Source organism: Nitrospiria bacterium (assembly GCA_035517655.1).
GTDB lineage: Bacteria > Nitrospirota > Nitrospiria > JACQBZ01 > JACQBZ01 > JACQBZ01.
The window spans coordinates 1-22,833 of sequence record DATIYJ010000035.1; the positions used below are offsets into that span (position 1 = coordinate 1).

Below are 22,833 nucleotides of genomic sequence, written 5' to 3' on the forward strand. Positions count from 1 at the left end.
CGCGCCGCCGCGAGTTCGCGGGAGGCTTCGGGGGTTTGTCTTTCTCCGTATACTCCTCTTCCCCTGCCGAGTCAACCGATCGTCATCCCTCGGACGAATACGCCGGATCGAAATGCGCCCGGCCGGATTGGAGGGCGCGGATAGTTTAGCAAAAAGGGGCTCAGGCCGCGTAGATCCGAACCTTCTGGACCAGTTTGCCCGCGAGCCGATCTTTTTCGATTTCGAGGTCATACATCGCCTGCAGGTTCAGCCAGAATTCCGGGGACATCTTGAAATACCGCCCCAGACGCAGGGCCGTATCCGCCGTGATCGCCCGCTTGCCGTGAACGATCTCGTTGATCCGGCGCGCTGGAACACTGATGTCTTTCGCCAATCGGTACTGGCTGATCCCCATCGGCTTCAGAAATTCTTCATGCAGGACTTCACCGGGATGAATCGGCGAGATCTTTCGAGTCTTCATTACGAACCCCTCCTAATGATAATCAACGATCTCCACTCCTTCGGCGGCCCCTTTGACCCATTTGAAACAGACACGCCATTGCTGATTAATGCGGATGCTGTGCTGGCCCTTCCGATCTCCGCCCAACGCCTCCAATTGATTCGAAGGCGGGATCGTTAATTCCCGCAGATCCTTCGCCGCATGCAGCATCCATAGCTTCCGCATTGCGATCCGCTGAATTGCCGGCGGAAGCTTTCTGGAAAACTCGCGATTAAATATCTTCTCCGTCTCTTTGGAAGCAAAGGATTTAATCACAGACCAATAATAACGCATAACAACATTAACGTCAAGCGTTATCATTAGGCAGACGTTGTATTAAAGGAAGGATAATGTAGGGCGGCTTTTGCCCATCGTCAACTGTTGCTTCACCTTTCTTGCGATCTCCGGATCGAGCTTCGGGTCCACCCAGACCTCTCCCGCGACGCGATGGCCGATGCAACGGCCGCCGAGATACGCGACGGCGTTGGAGGCGATGGCGGGAACTTTGGGATCCGGCGTGAGGATGCCGACGAGGTTCATCGGGTCGGCGGCCGAGACGATGACGGGCGATTCATGAATCGGCCCTGCATAATTGTCCCGTCGTTCCTGTCGCAACAGGTCGACCACCTCCGGCAGCGCGAACTGCTCGCCGCCGACGCCCGTGATGAAGCGTCCGCCGCGGATCTCGCCGCGCGCTTCCATGCGGCGATAGACCGGCAGAAGCTCCTGCCAGGACGGCGCGGCATCCTCGCGAGCGAGAAGATCGCGGAAAAAGACGCCGTAACGCGTCAACAACTGCCAGGCCCATTGTTCTGGAAACGATTTCTCGATATCATCCACACTTACGCTCGTTTTATGTGATTCTATTAGTCTTAATTCCCACCATCGACCCATTTGCTGGCTAATTCCGAATGTCTTTATCCCACTTCGAATTATATGACGCTTAAGCCGTTGTGCCCTAACCCGCATCGGCGAGGTCAACGAACGGATCGCACCGAAGCCGTCCCCGCTCACCCGCCCTGCCGCGACCAGCTCCCAGAGGGCCTCTTGAACCTGTGTCGGGAGAAGCCGCGCGGACGAAACAATTTCGTTGAAGAAGAGCGCGCCGCGGGCCTGCAGCGTCGAAAGGACCTGCTTCGCGTCCGATCCCAAAGCATCCGGCCCATCTTGATTCGACCTCAGACCGTCCATATCCTCGCGAAGCATGATCGTAATGGAAAGGATCTTGGTCGCGTCGCGCGATGCGCCGGTGCGCACCCTTCCCCAGACCGCCTCTCCCGATAGACAAAGATCGTCCAGCCATCTCGGGTCATACTCCGCGACGCGGGATGGAAGGATCGCCTGCTCCCACAAAACGGCCGGGATCTCGAAGCCCTGAAGCTTTTCAATGACGGCGTGAAGACCGTCGCGCCCGTAGGCCCCCTTTCCCGGAGCCAGGTGACTCCAGCCGAGCAGAAACCGGACCAACTCGTCCGTCGTAACCGGCTCCATCCGACGACGCAGGCTGTCGAGCGTCAAGCGGTGAATACGGGCCAGGAGCCGCCGGGCGCACCATTGTATAGGTATAGTTGCCGTATCAGGGTCAAAGTGACCCCTTAAGACATAGCCCTCGGCCTCAAGCGCTCCAAGCGATGATTCGATGACAGGCTCCGGAAGTCCGAGCGCACGAGACAAGGCTTCGACTGTCGTCGGCCCGACCACCTCCATCCGTCCACGAACCGCCTGAACCCAGGCCTCTGGCGCGGTCCAGTCCACTCGGATTCCGGCCGGAACCGTAATACTCGGATTCGACGTGAAGCCCGGACGCGAGGCCGAAACCATCGGCCAGCGTTCCGTTGCGACCCAAAATGCTTTTCCGTCCGCATCCACCGCGCGCGTCGCCCGGCCGGAGCCGGCCAGCTCGGAGAACCATCGCTCCCACGGCCTTCCCTCCTCCTCCGGAAGAAGCCCGATCGTCAGCAAGGCGTCATGGAGCTCGTCCGCGTCTCGCGCCAGCGGCCAGGCCTCCTTCCGAACCTTTTCGATCGCATCGGGATCGAGCCTTCCCAGATCGCGGACCGACTCGATCGAGAGCGTCCGCCGCGTCGCCACGGACCGGGCCCGCCGCTCCTCCAGAGGCGCGTCGTCCAGGAAGGCGTAGGGTTGCGCGTTCAAAAGCGAATACGAAAACGGCGTCGGCTCGCGCACGTCCATCGCCGTCACGCGGATCGCTCCGGTCTGGATCTCGGTCAGGAGCCGGACCAGCCCGTCCAGATCCATCGCCTCATGAAGCGCGTCGTCCATCGTCTGACGGACAAGCGGGTGATCCGGAATCGGGATGTCCGGACCGTTCATGTTGTTTTCGGGACAAGCCGTGATCGCCGGGAAGACGGCCGTGAGCAGATCATCCGCGCGAAACCGCTGCAACGGAGGAGGGACCTTCTTGCCGCCGCGATGCCGGAGCACCGCGAGAGCGCGCGTCGCATTCCATCGCCACCGGACCGTAAAAAACGGCGTCGGCAGCACGGCCTGCGCGAGCAGAGGCCCGGTCTGCCCGGCCGGGACCATCCGGGGAATTTCATCGAGCGGGAAGCTCTGTTGCGGCCCGAGCGAGAGCACGACGCCGTTGTCGTCCGCGCTGGCCTGCAGCTCGAAATCGAAGCGCCGGCAAAACCGTTTGCGAAGCGCCAGGCCCAGCGCGCGGTTGATCCGACCTCCGTAGGGCGAATGGATCACGAGTTCCATGCCGCCCGATTCGTCGAAGAACCGCTCGATCAACAGATGGCGTTGTGTCGGGATCATGCCGACCGCGGCCTTCTGGGCCGCCAGATACTCCACCGCCTCCCTCGCGTTTGTTTCGCTCATTGCGCATTCGGTCGCAAGCCATGGGACGGCGCTTATTTTATCGGGGGGCCGCTGCGGCGAAGAAGAAACCGGGTCCTCACATGCCCCCCGCTCCCCCGTCGTCGCGTGGGCAGAGCCCAACGCTCCTCCCGGATCGGTCAACCGGTTTTCGATCTCCTCGCGGAGCGCCGAGACTTCCTGGGAAAGCTCGACCGTGCGGGACGGGGCCTCGCCCCGCCAGAACGGAATCGTCGGCGCGGCACCGCGCGCGTCGGCCACGACCACCTCGCCGGCCCGAACGTGCCGGATCCGCCAAGAGGTGTTGCCGAGAAGAAAGACATCCCCGCTCATGCTCTCGACCGCGAAATCCTCATCCACGGAGCCGACCGTGACCCGTTCCGGCTCGGCGACGACTTTGTAGTCGGCCCGCTCCGGAATCGCGCCGCCGGAGGTGAGCGCCGTAAGACGCGCGCCGCGCCGGGCCTTGATCCGGTGATGAACCCCGTCGCGAAAGAGATAGGCCCCCGCGCGTCCGACCCGGGAAGCGAATCCCTCGGCCAGCATCCCGATCACGGCGTCGAAATCGCTTCGAGCCAGCTCACGGTAGGGATAAGCCCCGCGGACGAGGTCGAACAATTCATTCTCGCTCCAGTCCTCGCCTGCGGCGGCCGCCACGATCTGCTGGGCCAGGATGTCCAGCGGCGCTTTAGGAATCTCGATCCGGTCTAATCGCTTGGCCCGCACGGCACGGATCAACGCCGCCGACTCCAAAAGCTCGTCCCGCGTCAGCGCGAACAGCCGGCCCTTCGGGACCATCCCCAGCGCGTGGCCCGACCGGCCGATCCGCTGAAGAAAGGTCGCGATCGCGCGGGGGCTCCCGATCTGGATCACAAGATCGATGAAGCCGATGTCGATCCCGAGCTCGAGCGAAGCCGTTGCCACGACGGCCTTCAGCTCGCCGGCCTTCAGCCGTTCCTCGGCCGCAAGCCGGATTTTTTTCGAAAGGCTCCCGTGATGCGAGGCGACCGCGTCCTCTCCGAGAAGCTCGGAAAGCTGATGCGTCACCCGTTCGGACAGACGCCGCGTGTTCACAAAGATCAGCGTGCTGCGATGTTGCTCGATCAGCTCGGCCACACGCTCATAAACTTCCTTCCATTGCTCGTTCGAGCAGACGGCCGACAGCGGCGTCTTCGGCGTCTCGATCGCAAGGTCCAGCTCGCGCAGATGCCCGACGTCCACGATCGAGCAGTGCGGCTGACCCTTTTCATCCATATGTTTCGTCCCAACCAACAAGCGGGCCATCTCCTCGATCGGCCGCTGCGTGGCCGAAAGTCCGATCCGGACCGGCCGCCGCTCGCAGAGATGCTCCAACCGCTCGATGGACAGGGCCAGATGCGATCCCCGCTTGTCTCGCGCGACGGCATGGATTTCGTCAACGATCACGGTCTCAACCGTGCGGAGCATCTTCCGACTTTTCTCGGCTGTGAGCAGAAGATAGAGCGATTCGGGCGTCGTGACGAGAATGTGCGGCGGTCGGCGGGTCATCGCCTGCCGCTCCGAAGCGGGTGTGTCGCCCGTCCGGACGAGAACCCGGATCTCGGGAAAGGACAGGCCCTCGTGATGCGCCAGCGCCCGGATCTCGGAAAGCGGCCGTTGCAAGTTCCGCTGAACATCGTTGCTGAGGGCTTTGAGCGGCGAGACATACACGACGCGGGTTTGATCGGTCAACCTTCCCGCGGTCCCGTCGCGGACCAGCCGGTCGAGGCCTGCGAGAAACGCGGCCAGCGTCTTTCCCGATCCGGTGGGCGCGGCGATCAGCGTATCGCGGCCTTCCGCGATCGACGGCCAGCCGAGACGCTGTGCGTCGGTCGGGGCCGCAAAGCGCTGCGCGAACCATTTCGTAATGAGGGGATGAAAAGAGGGGTGAGACATAGAGTGATTATAACCCAGAGCGATGGCGGTCCCGCAACCGGAATCGGGAGAAGTTTACGCCCGTTGCTTCTTGAAAATCTCGGCGACGGTCCGGATCGTGTCGGCCTCGGCGGCCGATTTGTCCGGACGGAAACGTTTCACCCGCGCAAACCGAAGCGCCAGGCCGGCGGGATAGCGCGGCGATTCCTGGACGTCGCTGAAGGCGATCTCGACCACCAGCTCCGGGCGGACATGGACCGTCCAGTCGTCGCGGCCGATCTCCAATGCCAGAAGCTTTTCGGTCTGCCACTTCAGCATTTCGTCGGTGAGACCCTTGAAGGTCTTTCCCAGCATGACGAACCGCCCGCTTTCGGGATCCCGCGCGCCCAGATGAAGATTGGAAAGCCGGCCGGATCGTCGGCCGCTGCCCCACTCCGCCGCGAGAACCACCAGATCCAGCGTCTTCACGGGTTTGAGTTTCAGCCAATAAAACCCCCGCTGACCGGCGGTGTACGCTGCGTCCAGCGACTTGGCCATCACGCCCTCATGTCCGGCCTCCAACGCGCGCTTTAAAAATCGCTCCGCCGCCGCGCGGTCCTTCGTTACGACCCTCGGCATGACCGTCCCGTCGGGGATCGTCCCGGACAGGATTTCAAAACGCCGACGGTAGGGCACGGAAACCAGCGGCCCGTCGCCCTCGCGATAGAGACAGTCAAAGAAAAAAGAGGTTAGAGGAAGCTCCCGTCGGATGGACGCGACGTCTTTGATCCGTCCGAACCGCCGCATTGTAATCTGGAACGGCTGTGGCCGCCCGTCCGGCCGGAGCGCGATCGCCTCCCCCTCCAGAACGATCCCGCCGACCGGCAACGCTCGGGTCCATTCGACCACTTCGGGCAGCCGTTCCGTGACGTCTTGGAGTTGCCGGGTAAAGATCCGGACTTCCTCCCCCTTTTTATGGACCTGGATTCGCGCGCCGTCCAGCTTGAACTCGAAGGCGGCCTCGCAAAGCCGTTCCAGCGCCGCTCCGACGTCCTCGGCCGTGTTGGCCAGCATCGGGGCCACCGGAGAGAAAATCCGGAAGGCGATGCGGGACAGTCCGAATGAACCCTCTTCCAACGCGACGCGGGCGATCGTGCCGATGTCGTTTGAAAACATCATGGCCTGCCGGACGTCGGATGAGGAAAGGCCGGAGGCCTTGGCGATCGCTTCCAGCAGAAGGCCTTCCAAGGCCCCCTGTCGGAGCTCGCCGATTAACAGACGCGACAGGAACCGCCGCTCCTCGACATGAGCCCGCTCGAAAAGCGACCGCAGCGTCGCGCTCTTCCGTTCATTCGAGCCGGGGCCCTGATCGGAGGCGATCCGGCTCAAGACCTGATCGATATCCGCCAGCGTCAGCGAGGCGCCCGTCGGGGACGTTTCGACCATCGCCGACTCGATCAATTTCCATCCGACGCCGATTTTCCCCCGGGGGAGACGGCCGCAGAGGTAAAGAGCCGCCAACTCCGTTTCCGCGCCGTGCGTCCGCTTGAGGAAGTCGGCCAGAAGCGCGATCTTCTCATTCTTTCCGGAAACGGATTGAACGCGGGCGATCCGTTCAACTAATTGAGCCAATTCCATGGCACTACTATAAATCGGTGTCGGATCTTTTACAATCGTTTGGACAAATACGGCTATGCTTCCGCAATGATTTGCCACAAGGCGGTTCAATGCCTTATGATAAAGATTCCGTATTGTCTTATTCGAAGCGAGAAGCGATGGAAACCCAGCTCACGGATCTTTCCCAGTTGAAGATCACCCATCACGATGACGGACGTCGGCCCGTTCCCCGGAGGGGGCCCGGGAAGGCCGGATGGATCGCGGTTGCGGTCGCCCTGATCATCGTATCCGTCTTCGCCTCCCGTTTACTCGTCGCCCCGCCGGCCGCGGTCGAGGTGGCGATCGTTTCGACGGTGAATCCGGATCAGCCTACCGTGGTTTTGATCGCCACCGGCTATGCCGTCGCGCAGCGGCGGGCGGCCGTCGCCTCCAAAGGAACCGGCCGTCTGGTGGAATTGAATGTGCGGGAGGGCGACCGGATCAAAAAAGGAGCCGTGATCGGCCGTTTGGAGAGCGCCGACATGTCCGCGGTGCTCGCCCGGGCACAGGCCAACCGGAATGTGGCCGAGTCGGTGCTGGACGAAGCCAGGGCCGAGCTGACCGATGCAACGCTTTCCTACGAACGGAAAAAAAGCCTCATCGCGTCCGGGATGATCCCGCAGGCCGATTTCGAGTCGGCCGAGGCCCGGTATCGCCGCGCGCTGGCCGTCGTCGCTTCGGGCGAAGCCGGGGTGAAGGCGGCCGGGGCCGCGGTACGGTCGGCCGAGGTGGATCTCGAGAACACGATCATCCGCGCGCCGTTCGACGGAACGGTCCTGACCAAAAACGCGGACGTGGGCGAGGTGGTCGCCCCGTTTGGCTCGGCCGTATCGGCCAAGGCGGCCGTCGTCACGATGGCCGATATGGATTCCTTGGAGGTCGAGGCGGACGTTTCGGAATCGACCATCGAAAAGATCCGCGTGGGCCAACGCTGCGAGATCACCCTCGACGCCTACCCGGAAACGAAATACGACGGGATCGTCGAGGCCGTCGTGCCCACCGTAGACCGCGCCAAGGCGACGGTCCTGACCAAAGTCCGGTTCTTAAACAGGGACGACCGCGTCCTGCCCGAGATGAGCGCACGGGTGGCCTTTCTCTCCGGACCCGCGTCGGTGGCGAATCAGAGGCCCGTCATCGCGGTCCCCCCGTCGGCGGTCGTCGCACGGGGCGAACGGCGCATCGTCTTTGCTGTCCGGGGCGACCGCGCGGAGGAGAAACCGGTCGAAGCGGGGGGCGCGGTGGGGAATCTGGTCGAGATTCAAAGCGGCCTCCAGCCCGGCGATCGCGTCGTCCTGAATCCGCCCGAAGGACTTCACGGCGGGGATCGAATACGGATCAAAACCCCGTAAGGATCGTCCGTGTCCGAACCCCTGATCGAGCTGACGCAGGTTTATAAGTCCTACCGGCGGGAGCGCCTCGAAATCCCCGTCCTTCAGAACATATCCCTGACCGTCCCCGAAGGCGAATTTCTGGCGCTGATGGGTCCTTCCGGTTCAGGGAAAACCACGCTTCTGAATCTGATCGCCGGAATCGACCGGCCCGACCGCGGGATGATCCGTGTGGCCGGAACCGAAATCGGCTCGCTGGGGGAATCCGAACTGGCCCGGTGGCGATCCCGCCATATCGGATTCGTTTTTCAGTTATACAATCTTATTCCGGTGCTCACGGCCCTCGAAAATGTGGAACTGCCGTTGTTGCTGACGCCGCTCTCCAGGCGGGAGCGCCGGGAGCACGCCGAGCTGGCCTTAAGCGTCGTCGGGCTTTCGGACCGGATGCGGCACTCCCCCCGTCAGCTTTCCGGCGGACAGGAGCAGCGCGTGGCGATCGCGCGCGCCATCGTGACCGACCCCACGCTTCTGGTGGCGGACGAGCCGACGGGAGATCTGGACAAGACCTCGGCGCAAGAGGTCATGGACCTTCTGGGACGGCTGAACACGGATTTCTCCAAAACGATCGTGATGGTGACACACGATCCGCGCGCGGCGGAGAAGGCCCGGACCGTGAGGAATTTGGACAAGGGGGTCTTGATTTGACGCCATGCAACTCATTCATTTGATCCTCAAGAACCTGTTCCGCCACAAGCTCCGGACGATTCTGACCGTCCTCGGGATCGCGATCGCGATCCTGGCCTTCGGCATGATACGGACCGTGATCGCGATGTGGTATTCCGGCATCGAGGCCTCCTCCCCGAACCGCTTGATCGCCCGGAACGCCATCTCGCTGATCTTCCCCCTTCCGATCGCCTACCGGAACGCGATCGTGGCGGTTCCGGGCGTGTCCGTGGTTTCCTACGCCCAGTGGTTCGGAGGAATCTACATTGACGAAAAACATTCCCAATTCCCGCAGATCGCGGTGGACGCGGCCACTTGGTTCGACGTGGCTCCGGAGAACCGGATTTCGGAGAGCGAGAAGGCCGCCTTCCTACGGGAGCGGAACGCCGCCGTCGTGGGCGTTCAACTCGCACGGCGCTTCGGCTGGAAGATCGGGGACGTCGTCCGGATGCGGAGCATGATCTTCTCCGGGGACTGGGACTTCGTGATCCGTGGAATCTATACCGGGGCCCAAAAATCGACCGATGAGACCTTCTTTTTTTTCCAGTGGCGGTACCTGGACGAGCAGATTCGGCGGCTCGAACCCTGGCGCGCGGGCAACGTCGGCTGGTACGTCGTGAAGATCGCCGACCCGAACCGTTCGGCTTCCATCAGCGAGGCCATCGATCGACGGTTTAAAAATTCCCTGGCCGAGACCCGCACCGAGACGGAACAGTCCTTCGTGCAAGGCTTCATCTCGATGAGCGACGCGATCCTGGTCGCGCTTCGAATCATTTCGTTCGTGATCATCGGCGTGATCCTGGCGGTGCTCTCCAACACGATGGCGATGACGGCCCGCGAACGCCTCTCGGAATACGCCGTGCTCAAGACGCTCGGTTTCGGAGCGCGCCACCTCGTCCTGCTGATCGCGGGAGAGTCCCTGCTGATCGCGCTGATCGGCGGGGCGGCCGGGATTCTGCTGATCGGCCCGATCGTCGACGGGTTCGGTGTTGTGATGACCCTCACGGTGGGCGCGATGTTTCCGATTGTCGGGGTCAGCCCGGTCACGCGGGCGGTCAGCCTCCTGATGGCCCTCGGCGTCGGCCTGGCCGCCGCGATCTTTCCGGCCTGGCGGGCGGCGACGTTGAGAATCGTGGAAGGGTTGAGAAGGGTGGGGTAAAATAGGCCCATCGAGGAACGCACGGCCGACCGCGCCTACGGAAGATCACCATGATCGCCATTCCTTTAGCCTACAGCCTTCGAAACCTCTGGGCCCGTCGCTTGACCACCGTCCTCACGGCGGCCGGGATCGCGATGGTGATCTTTGTGTTCGCGGCCGTCCTGATGCTGGCCTACGGTCTCGAGAAGACGCTGGTGGCGACCGGCGCCGATGACAACGCGATCGTGATCCGACGGGGATCCCAGTCCGAGATGATGAGCCTCATCGACCGCGCCGCGGCGAACATCATTCGATCCCAGCCCGAGATTGCGACGGACCCTCGGGGAAAACCATTGGCCGCCTCGGAGGCGGTGGTTTTGATCGGCAGGCCGAAGCGCGGAACGGGTCAAGAGGCCCATGTCCAGACCCGGGGTATCGCTCCCGAATCGTTTGCGATGCGGCCGCAAGTGAAGCTGGTGGCCGGACGCCTCTTCCGTCCGGGACTGTCGGAGGTAATCGTCGGCGCGGCGGCCGAGCGGCGATTCGAGGGAATGGGTCTGGGCCGGACGATCCGGTTTGCGATGCGGGACTGGACGGTCGTCGGTCTCTTCGAGGCGGAGGGGTCCGGCTTCGAGTCCGAGATTTGGCTGGACTCCGAACAACTGCTCCAGGCATTCCGACGGCCGGTCTTCTCCTCCGTAACCGTCCGGCTTTCGGACCCGTCCGGGTTCGACGCGCTGAAGCAACGGCTGGAGGGAGATCCGCGGTTCAATCTGGAGGTGAAACGGGAAAAGGCGTTCTATGCCGACCAGTCGGCGATGATGACCGGCTTCATTCGGGTACTGGGCCTCTTCGTCACGGTCATTTTCAGCATCGGGGCGATGATCGGGGCCATGATCACCATGTACGCCGCCGTGGCGAATCGCACGACCGAGATCGGGACGCTTCGGGCGCTGGGATTTCCACGCGGCAGCATCCTGCTGGCCTTTCTGGTCGAATCGCTCTTTCTTTCTCTCATCGGCGGCGGCGCGGGGCTCGTGCTCGCCTCGTTGCTTCAAAACATGACCGTCTCGACCACAAACTTCGCCACCTTCTCCGAGCTGGCCTTCCGCTTCGCCCTTTCCCCCGCGATCGCGCTGGAGTCGATCGCCTTCGCCCTCGTCGTGGGGTTCTTGGGCGGCTTCCTCCCCGCCGTCCGGGCCGCCCGGCAGAACATTCTCCAGTCGCTCCGGGCCGCGTAGTCGGGCCCGGCCGGAGAGACGAGCCGGATGGATGCGCAAGAAACCGGGTCTTGACAAATAACCGCGCGGTCTGATACATTGCTTTGCATACCAACTGGTAGGTATACAACAGGCTTTGAGATGAAAACGGCCCAGACGCGGGCTCCCGCCCGCGAAAAACTACTCGACGCGGCCCAACGGCTGATGCTGGCCAAAGGCTATCCCGCGACCACGGTCGACGAGATCTGCGCGGCGGCGAGGTTGACGAAAGGGAGCTTCTTCCATTATTTTGAAAGCAAGGAGGACCTGGGCAAAGCGCTTCTGAACCGCGATGACTCCTCCGGGCAGCGGATGGGACGGGACGCCCTCCTCGCAAGAAAGCGCGATCCCCTGGAACGGGTCTACGATTATCTGGATTTCGCCGCCCGGCGGTACCAAAGTCCGCCCGGTCGGAACGGCTGCCTGTTGGGAAACTTCGCCCAGGAGCTTTCGGATACGCACCCGGCAATCCGGGCGTTGTGCGCCGAGCGCTTCGACGAGTGGGCCGCGACGCTCAAGCGGGCCTTGGATGAAGCCAAGATGACGCATCGGCCGAGGGCCGCCCTGGACACCCGGAGTCTGGCCGAGCATTTCATCGCCGTCCTGGAGGGCTCGCTCATTCTGGGGAAGGCGCATCGGGACATGAGAATCGTCCGGAAGAATCTGCGCCATTTTAAACGGTACCTGAAGACGATTTTTCAAGAATGAATCGAGCACGAATACGATGAAGGGAAGGAGAACCGCCGATGAAATCCGCACTCGAATGGATATCACAAAACGAATCGAACGGAAATCTCGAAACCGCCGAAAGGTTTCCGCAGGAATCGTCGCCCGTTTCGGATGACCCTCTGCTGGACGCCTATTCGCAGGCGGTGATCGCCGCCGCCGAGAGGGTCAGTCCCTCGGTCGTCAATATTGAAGTCCATCAAACGCCGAGGGACAGGCAATTGATTGATCCCCGCCGCCCGCGGGAGCCCCGGGGTACCGGATCGGGTTTCATCTTTACGAAGGACGGCCTGATCCTGACGAACAGCCACGTGGTGCACCGGGCGGCCGACATCGAAGTGACGCTCTCGGATGGTCGGCGCTTTGTAGCCGACGTGGTGGGCGACGATCCCGGAACGGACTTGGCCGTGATCCGAATCACGGCGCCCAACCTGACTCCCGCCCGGCTCGGCGAATCGAAAACGATCCGGCCGGGCCAATTGGCGATCGCGATCGGCAACCCCTACGGTTTTCAGACAACCGTCACGGCCGGTGTGGTCAGCGCGCTCGGCCGTTCCCTGCGTTCCCGATCCGGACGGCTGATCGACGACGTGATCCAGACGGACGCCGCGTTGAACCCGGGCAACTCGGGCGGGCCGCTCGTAAACTCCCGCGGCGAGGCGATCGGCGTCAACACAGCCGTGATCATGGGCGCGCAGGGGATTTGCTTTGCGATCGGAATCGACACGGCCAAGTTCATCGCGGCCCGTCTGATCAAGGACGGCCGGGTCCGCCGGGGCTACATCGGCGTGGCCGGCCAGAACGTGCCGCTGCACCGACGCCTCGTGCGATTCCACAACCTGCCGGTCGAGAGCGGCGTGCTCGTCGTCTCAATCGAGCCGGAAAGTCCCGCCCGCCGGGCCGGACTGACCGAGGGGGACCTGATCATCGGTTACGACGGGCGGCCGATCAGGGGGATCGACGACCTTCACAAGGTCCTGACCGAAAAACAGGTCGGGGTGAAGGCGCCCTTGACGATCCTCCGTCGCACCGACAGGATGACGCTCGATATCGTGCCGGAGGAATCCAAAACCGAAACGGAGCCGTGACGCGACGGGATGGGCCGTGTCGCCTCACCGGCGAAAGGAGGTTGTCATGAAATCGTTGCCTCGAAAAATCGAAACGATCATCGAGCCGGAAACGGTCATGGAGGGCGCGGGCGTCCGGCTCAAACGCAGCATTGCGACGCGAAGGCTGGATTATCTCGACCCCTTCCTGCTGCTCGATCACTTTGCGTCCGCCAACGCCCGTGATTATGAGGCCGGATTCCCCCTCCATCCTCACCGAGGAATCGAAACGGTCACCTACGTGCTGAGGGGGGAAGTGCGGCACCGGGACACCCTCGGAAACTCCGGAAGCATCGGGGCCGGGGACGTTCAGTGGATGACGGCCGGCCGCGGCATCATGCACGAGGAAATGCCGCAGGTGCGTCCCGAAGGAATCGCCGGATTCCAACTCTGGGTGAATCTGCCGGCGAAGCTCAAGATGACCCCGCCGCGCTACCAGGACATCCGTTCCGGCGAGATTCCTGAAATCGAAAAAGAAGGCGGGGCGAGGCTCCGGGTCATTGCGGGCACGGTGGGCGTGGTCCAGGGACCCGTCACCGGTATCGCCGCGGATCCCACTTACATCGATGTCTTCGTTCCCGCTCATGCCTCGTTCCGTCAGCCGATCGCACGGGGACACACGGCATTTACCTACGTTTTTGAAGGCGAGGCCAAATTCGCCGGTGAGGATCAGCAGGATGGAACCCCGATTTCCAACCCGCGACTGGTCGTCCTGGCCGACGGCGATTACGTAAAGGTGATCACGGGCGAGACCCCGGTCCGGTTTCTGTTGGTTTCGGGAAAACCGCTGCACGAGCCCATCGCGCGGTACGGCCCGTTTGTGATGAACACAAAAGAAGAGATCGAGCAAACGCTTCGCGAACTCCGTGAGGGAACGTTCGTCACGACTTGATCGGATAAAGCCAAAAGGAGAATGCCATGTATGCCATTACAGGAGCCACGGGGAATACGGGGCGGCGGATCGCGGAGACCCTCCTATCCAATGGAAAAAAGGTCCGGGTGATCGGGCGGGATGCTGCGCGATTGAAACCGCTCGTTGAGAAAGGCGCCGAACCGCTTACCGGGTCTCTGGAAGACGCCGCGGCAATGACCCGCGCCTTCGCCGGCATGAAGGCGGTCTACGCCATCATCCCGCCGAACCCCGCGGCCAAAGATCTGCGAGCTTACCAAAACCAGGTCGGCGAGGCGCTGGGAGCGGCCATCGCAAACGCGCGCGTTCCGCACGTCGTCAACTTGAGCAGCATCGGCGCGCATCGGTCCGACAAGGTCGGGCCGGTGAACGGACTCTACGATCAGGAGCAGCGTCTGAACAAATTAAACGAGGTCCATGTCGTTCACCTTCGGCCCGGCTATTTCATGGAAAACCTTTTCTGGAACATCGACATGATTAAAACCATGGGGATCAACGGCAGCCCGCTAAAACCGGACCTTCCCGTTACGATGATCGCGACCCAGGATATCGCGGCCGAGGCCGCGAGGCTGCTTCTGGATCTGAAATTCACCGGAAAATCGGTGAAGGAGCTGCTGGGCCAGCGGGACGTCTCGATGGCCGAGGCCACCCGGGCCCTTGGAAAGGCGATCGGCAAACCGGATCTCAAGTACATCCAGTTCCCTTACGAAGAGGCCGAGAAGGCGATGCTCGGGATGGGTCTGTCCGTTAGCGTTGTGAAAAATTACATCGAGATGTACCGCGCCTTCAACGACGGCATCGTCCGATCGACCGAGAACCGCTCGACGGCCAACACGTCGCCGACCTCGATCGAGGAATTTGCAAAACAGTTCGCGGCCGCCTACAAGGGCGCGGCGCATTAAGGAGGACGGTTCGATGACGCGCGCGATTCTGATCGATCAATACGGCGGTCCGGATGTCCTTCAATGGAAGGAGGTTCCGGTGTCCGCCCCCGGTCCCGGCGAAGCGCTCGTGCGACAGACCGCGGTCGGCGTCAATTTCATCGATATTTACCACCGCCGCGGCCTCTATCCGCTTCCCTCATTGCCGGCCGGCATCGGGTCGGAGGCGGCCGGGCGGGTCGAGGCCGTCGGGCCGGGTGTTGTCGAAGTGGCGGAGGGCGACCGCGTGGCGTATGCCGGCGGCCCGATAGGGGCCTACAGCGAGGCCCGGGTGATGCCGGTGCACCGCCTCGTGAAACTGTCCGACGGCGTCTCGGACCGGCAGGCCGCGGCGATGATGCTCAAGGGGATGACGGCCGAGTATCTCCTCCGCCGGGCGTTTACCGTCAAACCCGGCGACACGATCCTCATCCATGCCGCCGCGGGCGGCGTGGGGACGATCGCTTGCCAATGGGCCAAACGACTCGGCGCAAAGGTGATCGGCACGGTCGGAACCCGAAAGAAGGCCGAGATCGCATCGGCCCATGGTTGCGACCACGTGATCGTGACGGAAGAGGAAGACTTCGTCGCGCGGGTGCGCGAGGCCACCCGCGGCGAGGGCGTCCCGGTGGTGTATGATTCCGTCGGGCAGGACACCTTCATGCGCTCGCTGGACTGCCTGGGGCCGCGAGGCCTGCTGGTCAGCTACGGACAGTCATCGGGAATGGTCCCGCCGCTGGACATCACGATCCTGTCGGCGAAGGGGTCCCTGTTTCTCACCCGGCCGACATTGGCGCACTACACCGGGAAGCGCGAAGAATTATTGGCGAGCGCCGCGGCGCTGTTCGACGCAGTGCTCCACGACGGCGTGAAGATCGAGATCGGCCAGACCTACCCGCTCCAGGATGCCGCGAAGGCGCATGCCGATCTCGAAGCGCGCAAAACAACCGGGTCGACCGTTTTGATTCCGTGATGGGCGGATCCGCGGACGGCCGTTCATCACACTCGCTTCGTACCATGAAACAACCCAAGCGCAGACGCTGCTGGAACAGCACCAACCTCCTTCTGCTGGATTATCACGACAACGAGTGGGGCGCTCCCGCGCGGGACGACCGGCTCCTTTTCGAGCACCTGATTTTGGGAGGATTTCAGGCCGGGCTCTCGTGGGGCATGATCCTCAACAAGCGGGAAAACTTCCGCAAGGCCTTTGCGGCTTTCGATCCCCGCCGGGTCGCCGGGTTCAAGGAACGGGAGATCCGAAGGCTCCTCTCGGATCCGGGGATCGTCCGGAACCGCGTGAAAATTCAAGCCGCGATCGGAAACGCCCGGGCCTTTATCCGGGTCCAGATGGAATTTGGGAGTTTCGCCAACTACGCCTGGGATTTCATCGGCGGGAAACCGATCCGCAAAAAACATCCCGGCGGAGACCTCCCCGCACGCACGCCGGAGTCGGATGCCTTCTCGGAGGATTTAAAGACCCGCGGCTTCCGGTTCGTCGGCTCGACGATCGTCTACGCCTTCATGCAGAGCGTGGGACTGGTGAACGACCACCGCGCGGGATGCTGGAGATTGAAAAACAAGGACGGTTGAGTCACGAATGTTGATATTGCATCCTCCCGAAGCCCCCTGCCCCGAAAAGCCCTGATGACCATTCAACCGGCAATCTATAGTCTTAACGGTTTGATCGGGGTGAGAACCGCGGCGGGATCTTTCTTCCAGACCGACGGATCGGCGTCGACATAGAGTTCCACCTCGTTGCCGTCCGGATCGAGCAGATACAGGCTCTGGCTCACGGTATGATCGCTCGCGCCGGTGATCGTCACGCCGGCTTTCTGCAACTCCTTCAACGCCGCACGCAGTTCCTCCATCGAATCACCGATCTTGATCCCGATGTGGTAAAGCCCGACCCGGTGGCCCGTCAAGGGACCCGGCGCCTCGCCGACTTCGATGAACAGAAACTCATGGTGCGTCCGGCCGGAGGTCAGCGCGGCCGCTTGACCGTCGAAAACCCGGCCGACCTCGCGGAATCCCAGCAGGTCGCGGTAGAAGGCCAGCGATCGTTCGAGGTTCTTCACATAGAACACCACATGTCCGAGATAATGCGCTTTCATGGTTTCCAACCTCCGTGGCTCGGTCTTTTCGCTTTGTTACTATAAACGCGCGCGGGCCTTCCGGGCAAGGAAAACCGAAAATGATGTTCCTGCGGACCCCTTCCACGGCGGCTTGCGCCGGTGCCCCGCGGATGAAAATGGTTGAAGCGAGGACATGCGTCAGGTATGATTGTTTTTTGTCGTTTGTCGATCATAATCCGAAACCCTTTGGGAAAAAATGACACCGAGAGACCCCATCATCGAAGCGCGCGCGGTGGAAAAGATTTTCGTTCAACCCGACGGTCACAAGATCCAGATCATCGCACCGACGGATCTGGTCATCTATCCGGATCAAATCGTCGCCTTGCTCGGTCCTTCCGGATCGGGAAAGTCCACCTTGCTTCGCATCCTGACCGGGCTCGTGCCGCCGTCCGCGGGCGAGTTGTTCTGGCACGGCCGTCCGTTCAACGGCCAGATCCCGAATGTGTCCATTGTCTTTCAGAGCTTCGCGCTCTTCCCTTGGCTCACGGTGCTGGATAACGTGGAGGCTCCGCTTCAGGCGCGCGGGGTCCCGGTCGCTGAACGCCACAGGCGCGCGTTGAAGATTCTGGACACCGTCGGCCTGGATGGATTCGAGGCGGCTTACCCGAAGGAGCTCTCCGGCGGCATGAAACAGCGCGTGGGCTTTGCACGGGCTCTGGCCGTGGAACCGGAGCTGCTCTTCATGGACGAACCGTTTTCAGCGCTGGACGTCCTGACGGCCGAAAACCTCCGCGGGGAACTGTTGGAGCTGTGGCTCAGCAAGAAAATGCCGACGCGCGCAATCTTCTTCGTCACGCACAACATTGAGGAGGCGATGTTGCTGGCCGACCGCATTATCGTGCTCGACCGAAATCCCGCGCGGGTCCGAGAAGATTTTGAGGTAAGCCTGGCGCGCCCGCGCAATCGCCAGGCCGAGCGGTTCGTCGAGCTGGTGGACTATGTCTATAAAGTATTGACCCAGCCGAAACTGGAACACACGTTGCCCCTTCCCGGAGCCAAGCCGGTTACGGAGGGCGAGCCGTCCCCCGGCAAGTACCCGATGCTGCCGCACGCCCGGCCGGGCGGCATCGCGGGATTGCTCGAGCTCCTGCTCGATCGCGGAGGACGGGATGATCTCTACCACCTGGCCGAAGAACTGGTCATGGAGGTGGATCAACTGCTGCCGATTATCGAAGCGGCCGCGCTGCTGCATTTTGCCCGCTTGCAGGAGGGCGACGTGCAGGTCACACCCGAAGGCCGCACCTTCGCCGAGGCCGACATCCTCACGCGCAAAGTCCTTTTCCGGAAGGCCGCGCTCCAACACGCCCTCCTCCTTCGTCAGGTCGAACGGGCCCTCAAGGCCCGATCCGACCACACGCTGCCGGATGACTTTTTTCGGGACATCCTCGATGAACACTTCAGCGAAGAAGAAACGCAACTACAGCTTGAAACCGCGATTCACTGGGGACGTTATGCCGAGATCTTCGACTACGACGCGAATCGTAAAAGGCTTTTTTTGACCGAAGCATAGCACCGGATGGAACGGGAACGATTTCGCACTCGACCCCAACGTAACGGCAGCCGATGACCAAGCCGATCTTGGACAGAGCCATCTTCCACGAACGCACGGGACCATTCCTCATCGATGTCCTGATTTTCGGCGGGGTGATGGCGGGCTTCTACGGTCTTCTCATGATCGCCCAGACATGGTTCGGACCGTTCCGGCCCACGGTCGCGATTTCTCGAAATCCTTGGACCCTCCCCGCGTACGCCGGCTATTCGCTGTTGCGCATGCTTCTCGCGTATGGTCTCAGTCTCCTCTTCTCAATCGTGTACGGCTATATCGCCGCATACAACGCGAAGGCCGAACGTTTTATGATCCCGCTGCTGGACATTCTGCAGTCCATCCCCGTGCTGAGCTTCCTGCCCGGCGTGGTCCTGGCCATGGTGGCCCTCTTTCCCAGTCACCAGTTCGGTCTCGAGCTGGGCTCGATTCTGCTCATTTTCACCGGCCAGGTCTGGAACATGACCTTCAGTTTCTATGCCTCACTCAAAGGCATCCCGCAAGAGCTTCGCGAAGCCGCCCGCGTCTATCGTTTCAATGGGTGGCAGTGCTTCACGCAACTTGAATTGCCCTACGCGGCCATCGGGCTCATCTGGAATTCCATGATGTCGGTGGCGGGAGGGTGGTTCTTCCTGATGGCCTGTGAGATGTTTGTGCTGGGGGAGCGCGACTTCCGACTGCCCGGCTTGGGTTCCTATTTGCAAACGGCGGCGAGCGCGGGGGATACCCGCGCCATCGCGTGGGGGCTCGGCGCGATGATCAGCATCATCGTCTTGCTGGATCAACTCCTCTGGCGTCCGGTGATCGCTTGGGCAGAGAAGTTCAAATTGGAACAGGTCGAGAGCGGAAGGGTTCCGCGACCGGCCGTGCTGAGGTTCCTGCGCCGGTCATCCGTGCTGACCTACCTCAAGCGCAGGGCATTCGATCCGGGAAGCGAACGGTTGGGGCTGTATTTTGCGCGACACGCCGACCGACCGGCCACGTCCCTTCCCCTGTCGGCATGGCGGATTTGGAGAGATCGGATTCTCGTTTTCGTGTTGCTGGCCGCGGTGGGCTATGGGATTACGCGTGGGGGTCTGATGCTGACCGGGCTCACCCGCCCCGAGATCGCGGAGATCGTGCGCGGGACGGGGGCGACCCTGCTTCGGGTCATGGCGGCGCTGTTCATCGGGGCGGCCTGGACGATTCCCGCGGGCGTTGCCATCGGTTTCAACCCACGCCTGGCCCGCGTGGCCCAGCCACTGGCACAGATTGCAGCCTCCGTTCCGGCCACGGCGCTCTTTCCGGTGGTGTTACTTGTGCTGATTCATGCGGGTGGCGGATTGGGCATCGGGTCGGTGGTGTTAATGTTGCTGGGCACTCAGTGGTATATCCTTTTCAATGTGATTGCCGGGGCGATGGCCATTCCGAACGACCTCAAAGAAGCGGCGAGCGTTTTTCGGTTGGGAAACGCGGACCGCTGGCGGCGGCTGATTCTGCCGGGTATTTTCCCTCATCTCATCACCGGATTGGTGACCGCCGCCGGAGGCGCGTGGAACGCCAGCATCGTTGCCGAATATTTTCATTTCAAGGGCCAGATCCTCATGACCACGGGCCTGGGCGCCACCATCAGCCAAGCCACGGATAAGGGCAATTTCGATCTTTTACTGGCTGCAACAATCGTCATGTCCATCATGGTTGTAATGATCAACCGCCTGGTGTGGCGAAGGTTCTACCGGCTGGCCGAGACACGATTCAAGCTGGAGACCTGAAAATGCATCCCTCAAAAGCGCCCGTTTTAAAATCGCGGCTCATTCTTGCATGGCCGGATTCGGCTCCTCCACTTCGAATCCCAAGTCCTTGATCATCCGCCAGGCATCCTCCGGTTTTTGGCCCGGAGTCGTAAGGTAGCCGCCGACGAAAAGCGAGTCGCCGATATAAAGCGCCTGGGCCTGGAGCGACCGCAGGCTGTGCTCGCGGCCGCCCGCGATCCGAATCTCGGTCTTCGGATGGACGAACCGGAAGAGCGAAAGGATCTTGAGGCATCGCGCCGGGGCCGGGGGTGTCCGTGCGCCCAACGGCGTGCCCTCGACGGGATGCAGAAAGTTGATCGGGATGGAATCGGGTCCGATTTCACGTAGCGCGAAGGCCAGATCGATCAGGTCGTCGTCCGCCTCTCCCATTCCGGCGATGCCGCCGGAGCAGAGTTCCAGACCGGCTTCGCGAGCGTTCCGGAGCGTGTCGACCCGGTCCCGGTAGGTATGGGTCGTGCAAATTTCTTTGTGGAAGCCTTCGCTCGTGTTCAGGTTGTGATTGACCCGGTCCACGCCGGCTTCTTTCAGGATCCTCGCGTCGTCCGGCGTGAGAAGTCCCAGCGAGCAGCAAAGCGCAAGCGGCGTTTCTTGTTTGATGGTCCGGACGGCCGACGCGATCTCGGCCATTTCCCTGGGGCGCGGCCCGCGGCCGGAGATCACGATGCAGTACCTTAAGGCTTTGGCCGCAACGGCGCGTCGGGCGCCGTCCAAAATCTCCTCTTTCGAGAGGAGCGGATAGTGATCGATATCGGCCTTCGAACTGCGCGATTGGGAACAGTAATGGCAGTCCTCCTCACAGAGACCGCTTTTCGCGTTGATCAGCATATGGAGTTTGACCCGGCGGCCCGAATTCGCGAACCGGACCCGCCAAGCGGCCTGGATAAGGTCCGGCAATTGGTCATCGGACGCTTTCAACACGGTCCGGGCTTCTTCCCGCGTCGGACATTCTCCACGCAGGGCTTTATCCGCTAGGATTTGGAACATCGTTCATCCTCCTCTCGTTTTCAACCTTCTTTGAACATTCGGATCGGGGTCGTGATGGAACGATCACCGGCGCACTACACGGGCTCCGCCTTGCGGATAATACGGGAAGGGGACCATTCGCGCATGATGGGCGAGGCCTCATAACTGTTCCAATGACCGCAGCGGGGACAACGTCCGGACCACTGATGCGCGTGATAATCACAGAGGGGACAGTAATAGGGAACCAGCACGCGCTTTCGGAGACCGAGGGCTTTTTTAAACTCGTCCACCGCGGCATCCACGTTTCCTTTTCGAAGATATAGATTCCCCAGAAGCTTGTGAAGGTCGGGCATCTTCTCGTGGCCGGGATCCAAGGCGGCCAGAACCTCGAACGCCTCGTCCACCATCTCAAGGCGGTAGTAAAGTTTTCCAAGATAAAACCGGAGAATCAGATTGTCCGGCTCCCGGTTGACGGCCTCCTGGTACAGGTTGAGAACCCTCGCCGGTTGGTCCAGCTCCAGGTAAAGATCCTCCAAACGATGAAGCAGGAGAATGCTGGAAGTCATCTCATAGGCTTTTTGCCAAAGCTCGCCGGCATCCTTCAACTTGCCTTCGTCCACCAGAATCTCTCCCAAACCCATATAGCCCGGGATGAAACCGCGGTTCAACTTGATCGCCCCCCGGAAATAGCGCCGGGCACGGTCCCGCTCACCCTTTTCGAGCAGCTGGCGGCCGATCTCATACTTGATTCCTTCAAACCACAATTGCTCGTTCTTCAACTCTTCCGGACGCAGCGACCCCTGAAGGATCTTCTCCTGGACGTCATGGGCTTCCTCCCAACGGGACAGCTTTACGAACAGATCCCGAAGGCGGATAAAAACCGTCAGACCGCTCCCGGCTTGCCGGCGCATCTCCTGAAGCAGTTGCACCGATTCGTCCAACCGTTTGGATTCCTCCAGATCCTTGGCCAGGGCCAGGAGGATTTCCATGTTGTTTTCTTCCAGGTTCCGGGCTTTGCGGTGGAGTCGGATCGCCTCGGTCGCGTTCCCCTGAGCGCGGTACAGATTTCCCAGGCGGAGGAGGGCCGGAACATGATTGGGATTCAACAGGAGGATCTTTTGAAACAGGCCGACCGCATCTTCAAATCGTTTCGAGATTTTCGCGTTGACCGCCAATTGCAGCAACTCATGGATTCGCTCATCCCGCTGCTTGGTCCTCGCCTGCCGCCAGCCGCGGAACAGGTGTTTGATCTCGGCAAAGCCGGCCGCGACGATGGCCAACAACCCGCCGAGGGCCATCGACATCAGGACCAGTGCCACGGTTGGAACATCCAGAAAAAGTTCGGGAGAGAGACGGAGGGTCGTATGACCGGGGTTAAAATAGGCCAGCCACGCCACGCAGGCGGTCAGAATGACAAAGCCCAGACTCAAAACAATTAAACGCAT

The 22,833-nt window shown here is 61.7% G+C and carries 19 protein-coding genes; 12 read left to right on the plus strand and 7 right to left on the minus strand.

The features are described from left to right. Window positions 1–160 precede the first annotated feature (160 nt). From VLY20_06815 to VLY20_06830, 4 genes are read right to left on the minus strand one after another with little or no spacing between them, the layout of a single operon-like run. Window positions 161–460: a HigA family addiction module antitoxin gene (locus VLY20_06815; GenBank protein HUK56351.1), complete on the minus strand. Its 300-nt coding sequence runs from the start codon at window positions 458–460 to the stop codon at window positions 161–163. Between the two features lie 12 nt (window positions 461–472). Continuing rightward, on the minus strand, window positions 473–754 hold the full coding sequence (locus VLY20_06820; GenBank protein HUK56352.1) for a type II toxin-antitoxin system RelE/ParE family toxin: 282 nt from the start codon (window positions 752–754) through the stop codon (window positions 473–475). Window positions 755–814: 60 nt separating this feature from the next. Continuing rightward, the gene (locus VLY20_06825) at window positions 815–5,233 is read right to left on the minus strand and encodes a DEAD/DEAH box helicase (protein ID HUK56353.1); all 4,419 of its coding nucleotides are present in this window, start codon (window positions 5,231–5,233) and stop codon (window positions 815–817) included. Window positions 5,234–5,287: 54 nt separating this feature from the next. After that, on the minus strand, window positions 5,288–6,829 hold the full coding sequence (locus VLY20_06830) for an ATP-dependent DNA ligase (protein ID HUK56354.1): 1,542 nt from the start codon (window positions 6,827–6,829) through the stop codon (window positions 5,288–5,290). A gap of 89 nt (window positions 6,830–6,918) precedes the next feature. Here VLY20_06830 and VLY20_06835 point away from each other — a divergent pair, with 89 nt between their 5' ends. The 10 genes from VLY20_06835 to VLY20_06880 all read left to right on the plus strand — a co-directional run bounded on the left by VLY20_06835 (window position 6,919) and on the right by VLY20_06880 (window position 16,547). Next, the gene (locus VLY20_06835; protein ID HUK56355.1) at window positions 6,919–8,196 is read left to right on the plus strand and encodes an efflux RND transporter periplasmic adaptor subunit; all 1,278 of its coding nucleotides are present in this window, start codon (window positions 6,919–6,921) and stop codon (window positions 8,194–8,196) included. A 9-nt stretch (window positions 8,197–8,205) separates the two neighbouring features. Continuing rightward, a complete protein-coding gene (locus VLY20_06840) occupies window positions 8,206–8,880 on the plus strand; it encodes an ABC transporter ATP-binding protein (protein ID HUK56356.1) in 675 nt (224 codons plus the stop codon). A gap of 4 nt (window positions 8,881–8,884) precedes the next feature. After that, window positions 8,885–10,057 (plus strand): FtsX-like permease family protein, encoded by a 1,173-nt coding sequence (locus tag VLY20_06845; protein ID HUK56357.1) that lies wholly within the window; start codon window positions 8,885–8,887, stop codon window positions 10,055–10,057. Between the two features lie 53 nt (window positions 10,058–10,110). Continuing rightward, entirely contained in the window at window positions 10,111–11,277 is a 1,167-nt protein-coding gene (locus VLY20_06850; protein ID HUK56358.1) for an ABC transporter permease, read from the plus strand. Between the two features lie 120 nt (window positions 11,278–11,397). Next, complete coding sequence (locus tag VLY20_06855; GenBank protein ID HUK56359.1) at window positions 11,398–12,003, plus strand: TetR/AcrR family transcriptional regulator; 606 nt, start codon at window positions 11,398–11,400, stop codon at window positions 12,001–12,003. Between the two features lie 38 nt (window positions 12,004–12,041). Next, window positions 12,042–13,109 carry a trypsin-like peptidase domain-containing protein gene (locus VLY20_06860; protein ID HUK56360.1) on the plus strand — a complete coding sequence of 356 codons (1,068 nt, stop codon included), beginning with the start codon at window positions 12,042–12,044 and terminating at the stop codon, window positions 13,107–13,109. A 46-nt stretch (window positions 13,110–13,155) separates the two neighbouring features. After that, window positions 13,156–14,019 carry a pirin family protein gene (locus VLY20_06865; protein HUK56361.1) on the plus strand — a complete coding sequence of 288 codons (864 nt, stop codon included), beginning with the start codon at window positions 13,156–13,158 and terminating at the stop codon, window positions 14,017–14,019. 26 nt (window positions 14,020–14,045) lie between these two features. Beyond that, window positions 14,046–14,939 carry an NAD(P)H-binding protein gene (locus tag VLY20_06870; protein HUK56362.1) on the plus strand — a complete coding sequence of 298 codons (894 nt, stop codon included), beginning with the start codon at window positions 14,046–14,048 and terminating at the stop codon, window positions 14,937–14,939. Window positions 14,940–14,952: 13 nt separating this feature from the next. Then, window positions 14,953–15,930, plus strand: coding sequence for a quinone oxidoreductase (locus VLY20_06875; GenBank protein ID HUK56363.1), 978 nt, complete (start codon window positions 14,953–14,955; stop codon window positions 15,928–15,930). A 44-nt stretch (window positions 15,931–15,974) separates the two neighbouring features. Continuing rightward, window positions 15,975–16,547 (plus strand): DNA-3-methyladenine glycosylase I, encoded by a 573-nt coding sequence (locus VLY20_06880; protein ID HUK56364.1) that lies wholly within the window; start codon window positions 15,975–15,977, stop codon window positions 16,545–16,547. Window positions 16,548–16,621: 74 nt separating this feature from the next. On the opposite strand, the gene VLY20_06885 is transcribed toward VLY20_06880, so the two are convergent. Beyond that, a complete protein-coding gene (locus tag VLY20_06885; GenBank protein HUK56365.1) occupies window positions 16,622–17,068 on the minus strand; it encodes a VOC family protein in 447 nt (148 codons plus the stop codon). A gap of 217 nt (window positions 17,069–17,285) precedes the next feature. Between VLY20_06885 and VLY20_06890 the strand changes: the two genes are divergently transcribed. Together VLY20_06890 and VLY20_06895 are read left to right on the plus strand one after the other, a co-directional pair. After that, window positions 17,286–18,599 (plus strand): nitrate/sulfonate/bicarbonate ABC transporter ATP-binding protein, encoded by a 1,314-nt coding sequence (locus VLY20_06890; protein HUK56366.1) that lies wholly within the window; start codon window positions 17,286–17,288, stop codon window positions 18,597–18,599. 53 nt (window positions 18,600–18,652) lie between these two features. After that, window positions 18,653–20,383, plus strand: a complete 1,731-nt coding sequence (locus tag VLY20_06895; GenBank protein HUK56367.1) for an ABC transporter permease subunit — start codon at window positions 18,653–18,655, stop codon at window positions 20,381–20,383. A gap of 39 nt (window positions 20,384–20,422) precedes the next feature. On the opposite strand, the gene bioB is transcribed toward VLY20_06895, so the two are convergent. Continuing rightward, entirely contained in the window at window positions 20,423–21,409 is a 987-nt protein-coding gene (bioB, locus tag VLY20_06900) for a biotin synthase BioB (protein HUK56368.1), read from the minus strand. Window positions 21,410–21,483: 74 nt separating this feature from the next. Further along, a complete protein-coding gene (locus VLY20_06905; GenBank protein HUK56369.1) occupies window positions 21,484–22,833 on the minus strand; it encodes a tetratricopeptide repeat protein in 1,350 nt (449 codons plus the stop codon).

Coding starts and splice junctions, on each gene's coding strand:
- VLY20_06815 (HUK56351.1), bottom strand. CDS start 460: ATGAAGACTCGAAAGATCTCGCCGATTCATCCCGGTGAAGTCCTGCAT.
- VLY20_06825 (HUK56353.1), bottom strand. CDS start 5,233: ATGTCTCACCCCTCTTTTCATCCCCTCATTACGAAATGGTTCGCGCAG.
- VLY20_06830 (HUK56354.1), bottom strand. CDS start 6,829: ATGGAATTGGCTCAATTAGTTGAACGGATCGCCCGCGTTCAATCCGTT.
- VLY20_06835 (HUK56355.1), top strand. CDS start 6,919: ATGCCTTATGATAAAGATTCCGTATTGTCTTATTCGAAGCGAGAAGCG.
- VLY20_06845 (HUK56357.1), top strand. CDS start 8,885: ATGCAACTCATTCATTTGATCCTCAAGAACCTGTTCCGCCACAAGCTC.
- VLY20_06855 (HUK56359.1), top strand. CDS start 11,398: ATGAAAACGGCCCAGACGCGGGCTCCCGCCCGCGAAAAACTACTCGAC.
- VLY20_06860 (HUK56360.1), top strand. CDS start 12,042: ATGAAATCCGCACTCGAATGGATATCACAAAACGAATCGAACGGAAAT.
- VLY20_06865 (HUK56361.1), top strand. CDS start 13,156: ATGAAATCGTTGCCTCGAAAAATCGAAACGATCATCGAGCCGGAAACG.
- VLY20_06870 (HUK56362.1), top strand. CDS start 14,046: ATGTATGCCATTACAGGAGCCACGGGGAATACGGGGCGGCGGATCGCG.
- VLY20_06875 (HUK56363.1), top strand. CDS start 14,953: ATGACGCGCGCGATTCTGATCGATCAATACGGCGGTCCGGATGTCCTT.
- VLY20_06880 (HUK56364.1), top strand. CDS start 15,975: ATGAAACAACCCAAGCGCAGACGCTGCTGGAACAGCACCAACCTCCTT.
- VLY20_06885 (HUK56365.1), bottom strand. CDS start 17,068: ATGAAAGCGCATTATCTCGGACATGTGGTGTTCTATGTGAAGAACCTC.
- VLY20_06890 (HUK56366.1), top strand. CDS start 17,286: ATGACACCGAGAGACCCCATCATCGAAGCGCGCGCGGTGGAAAAGATT.
- VLY20_06895 (HUK56367.1), top strand. CDS start 18,653: ATGACCAAGCCGATCTTGGACAGAGCCATCTTCCACGAACGCACGGGA.
- bioB (HUK56368.1), bottom strand. CDS start 21,409: ATGTTCCAAATCCTAGCGGATAAAGCCCTGCGTGGAGAATGTCCGACG.
- VLY20_06905 (HUK56369.1), bottom strand. CDS start 22,833: ATGCGTTTAATTGTTTTGAGTCTGGGCTTTGTCATTCTGACCGCCTGC.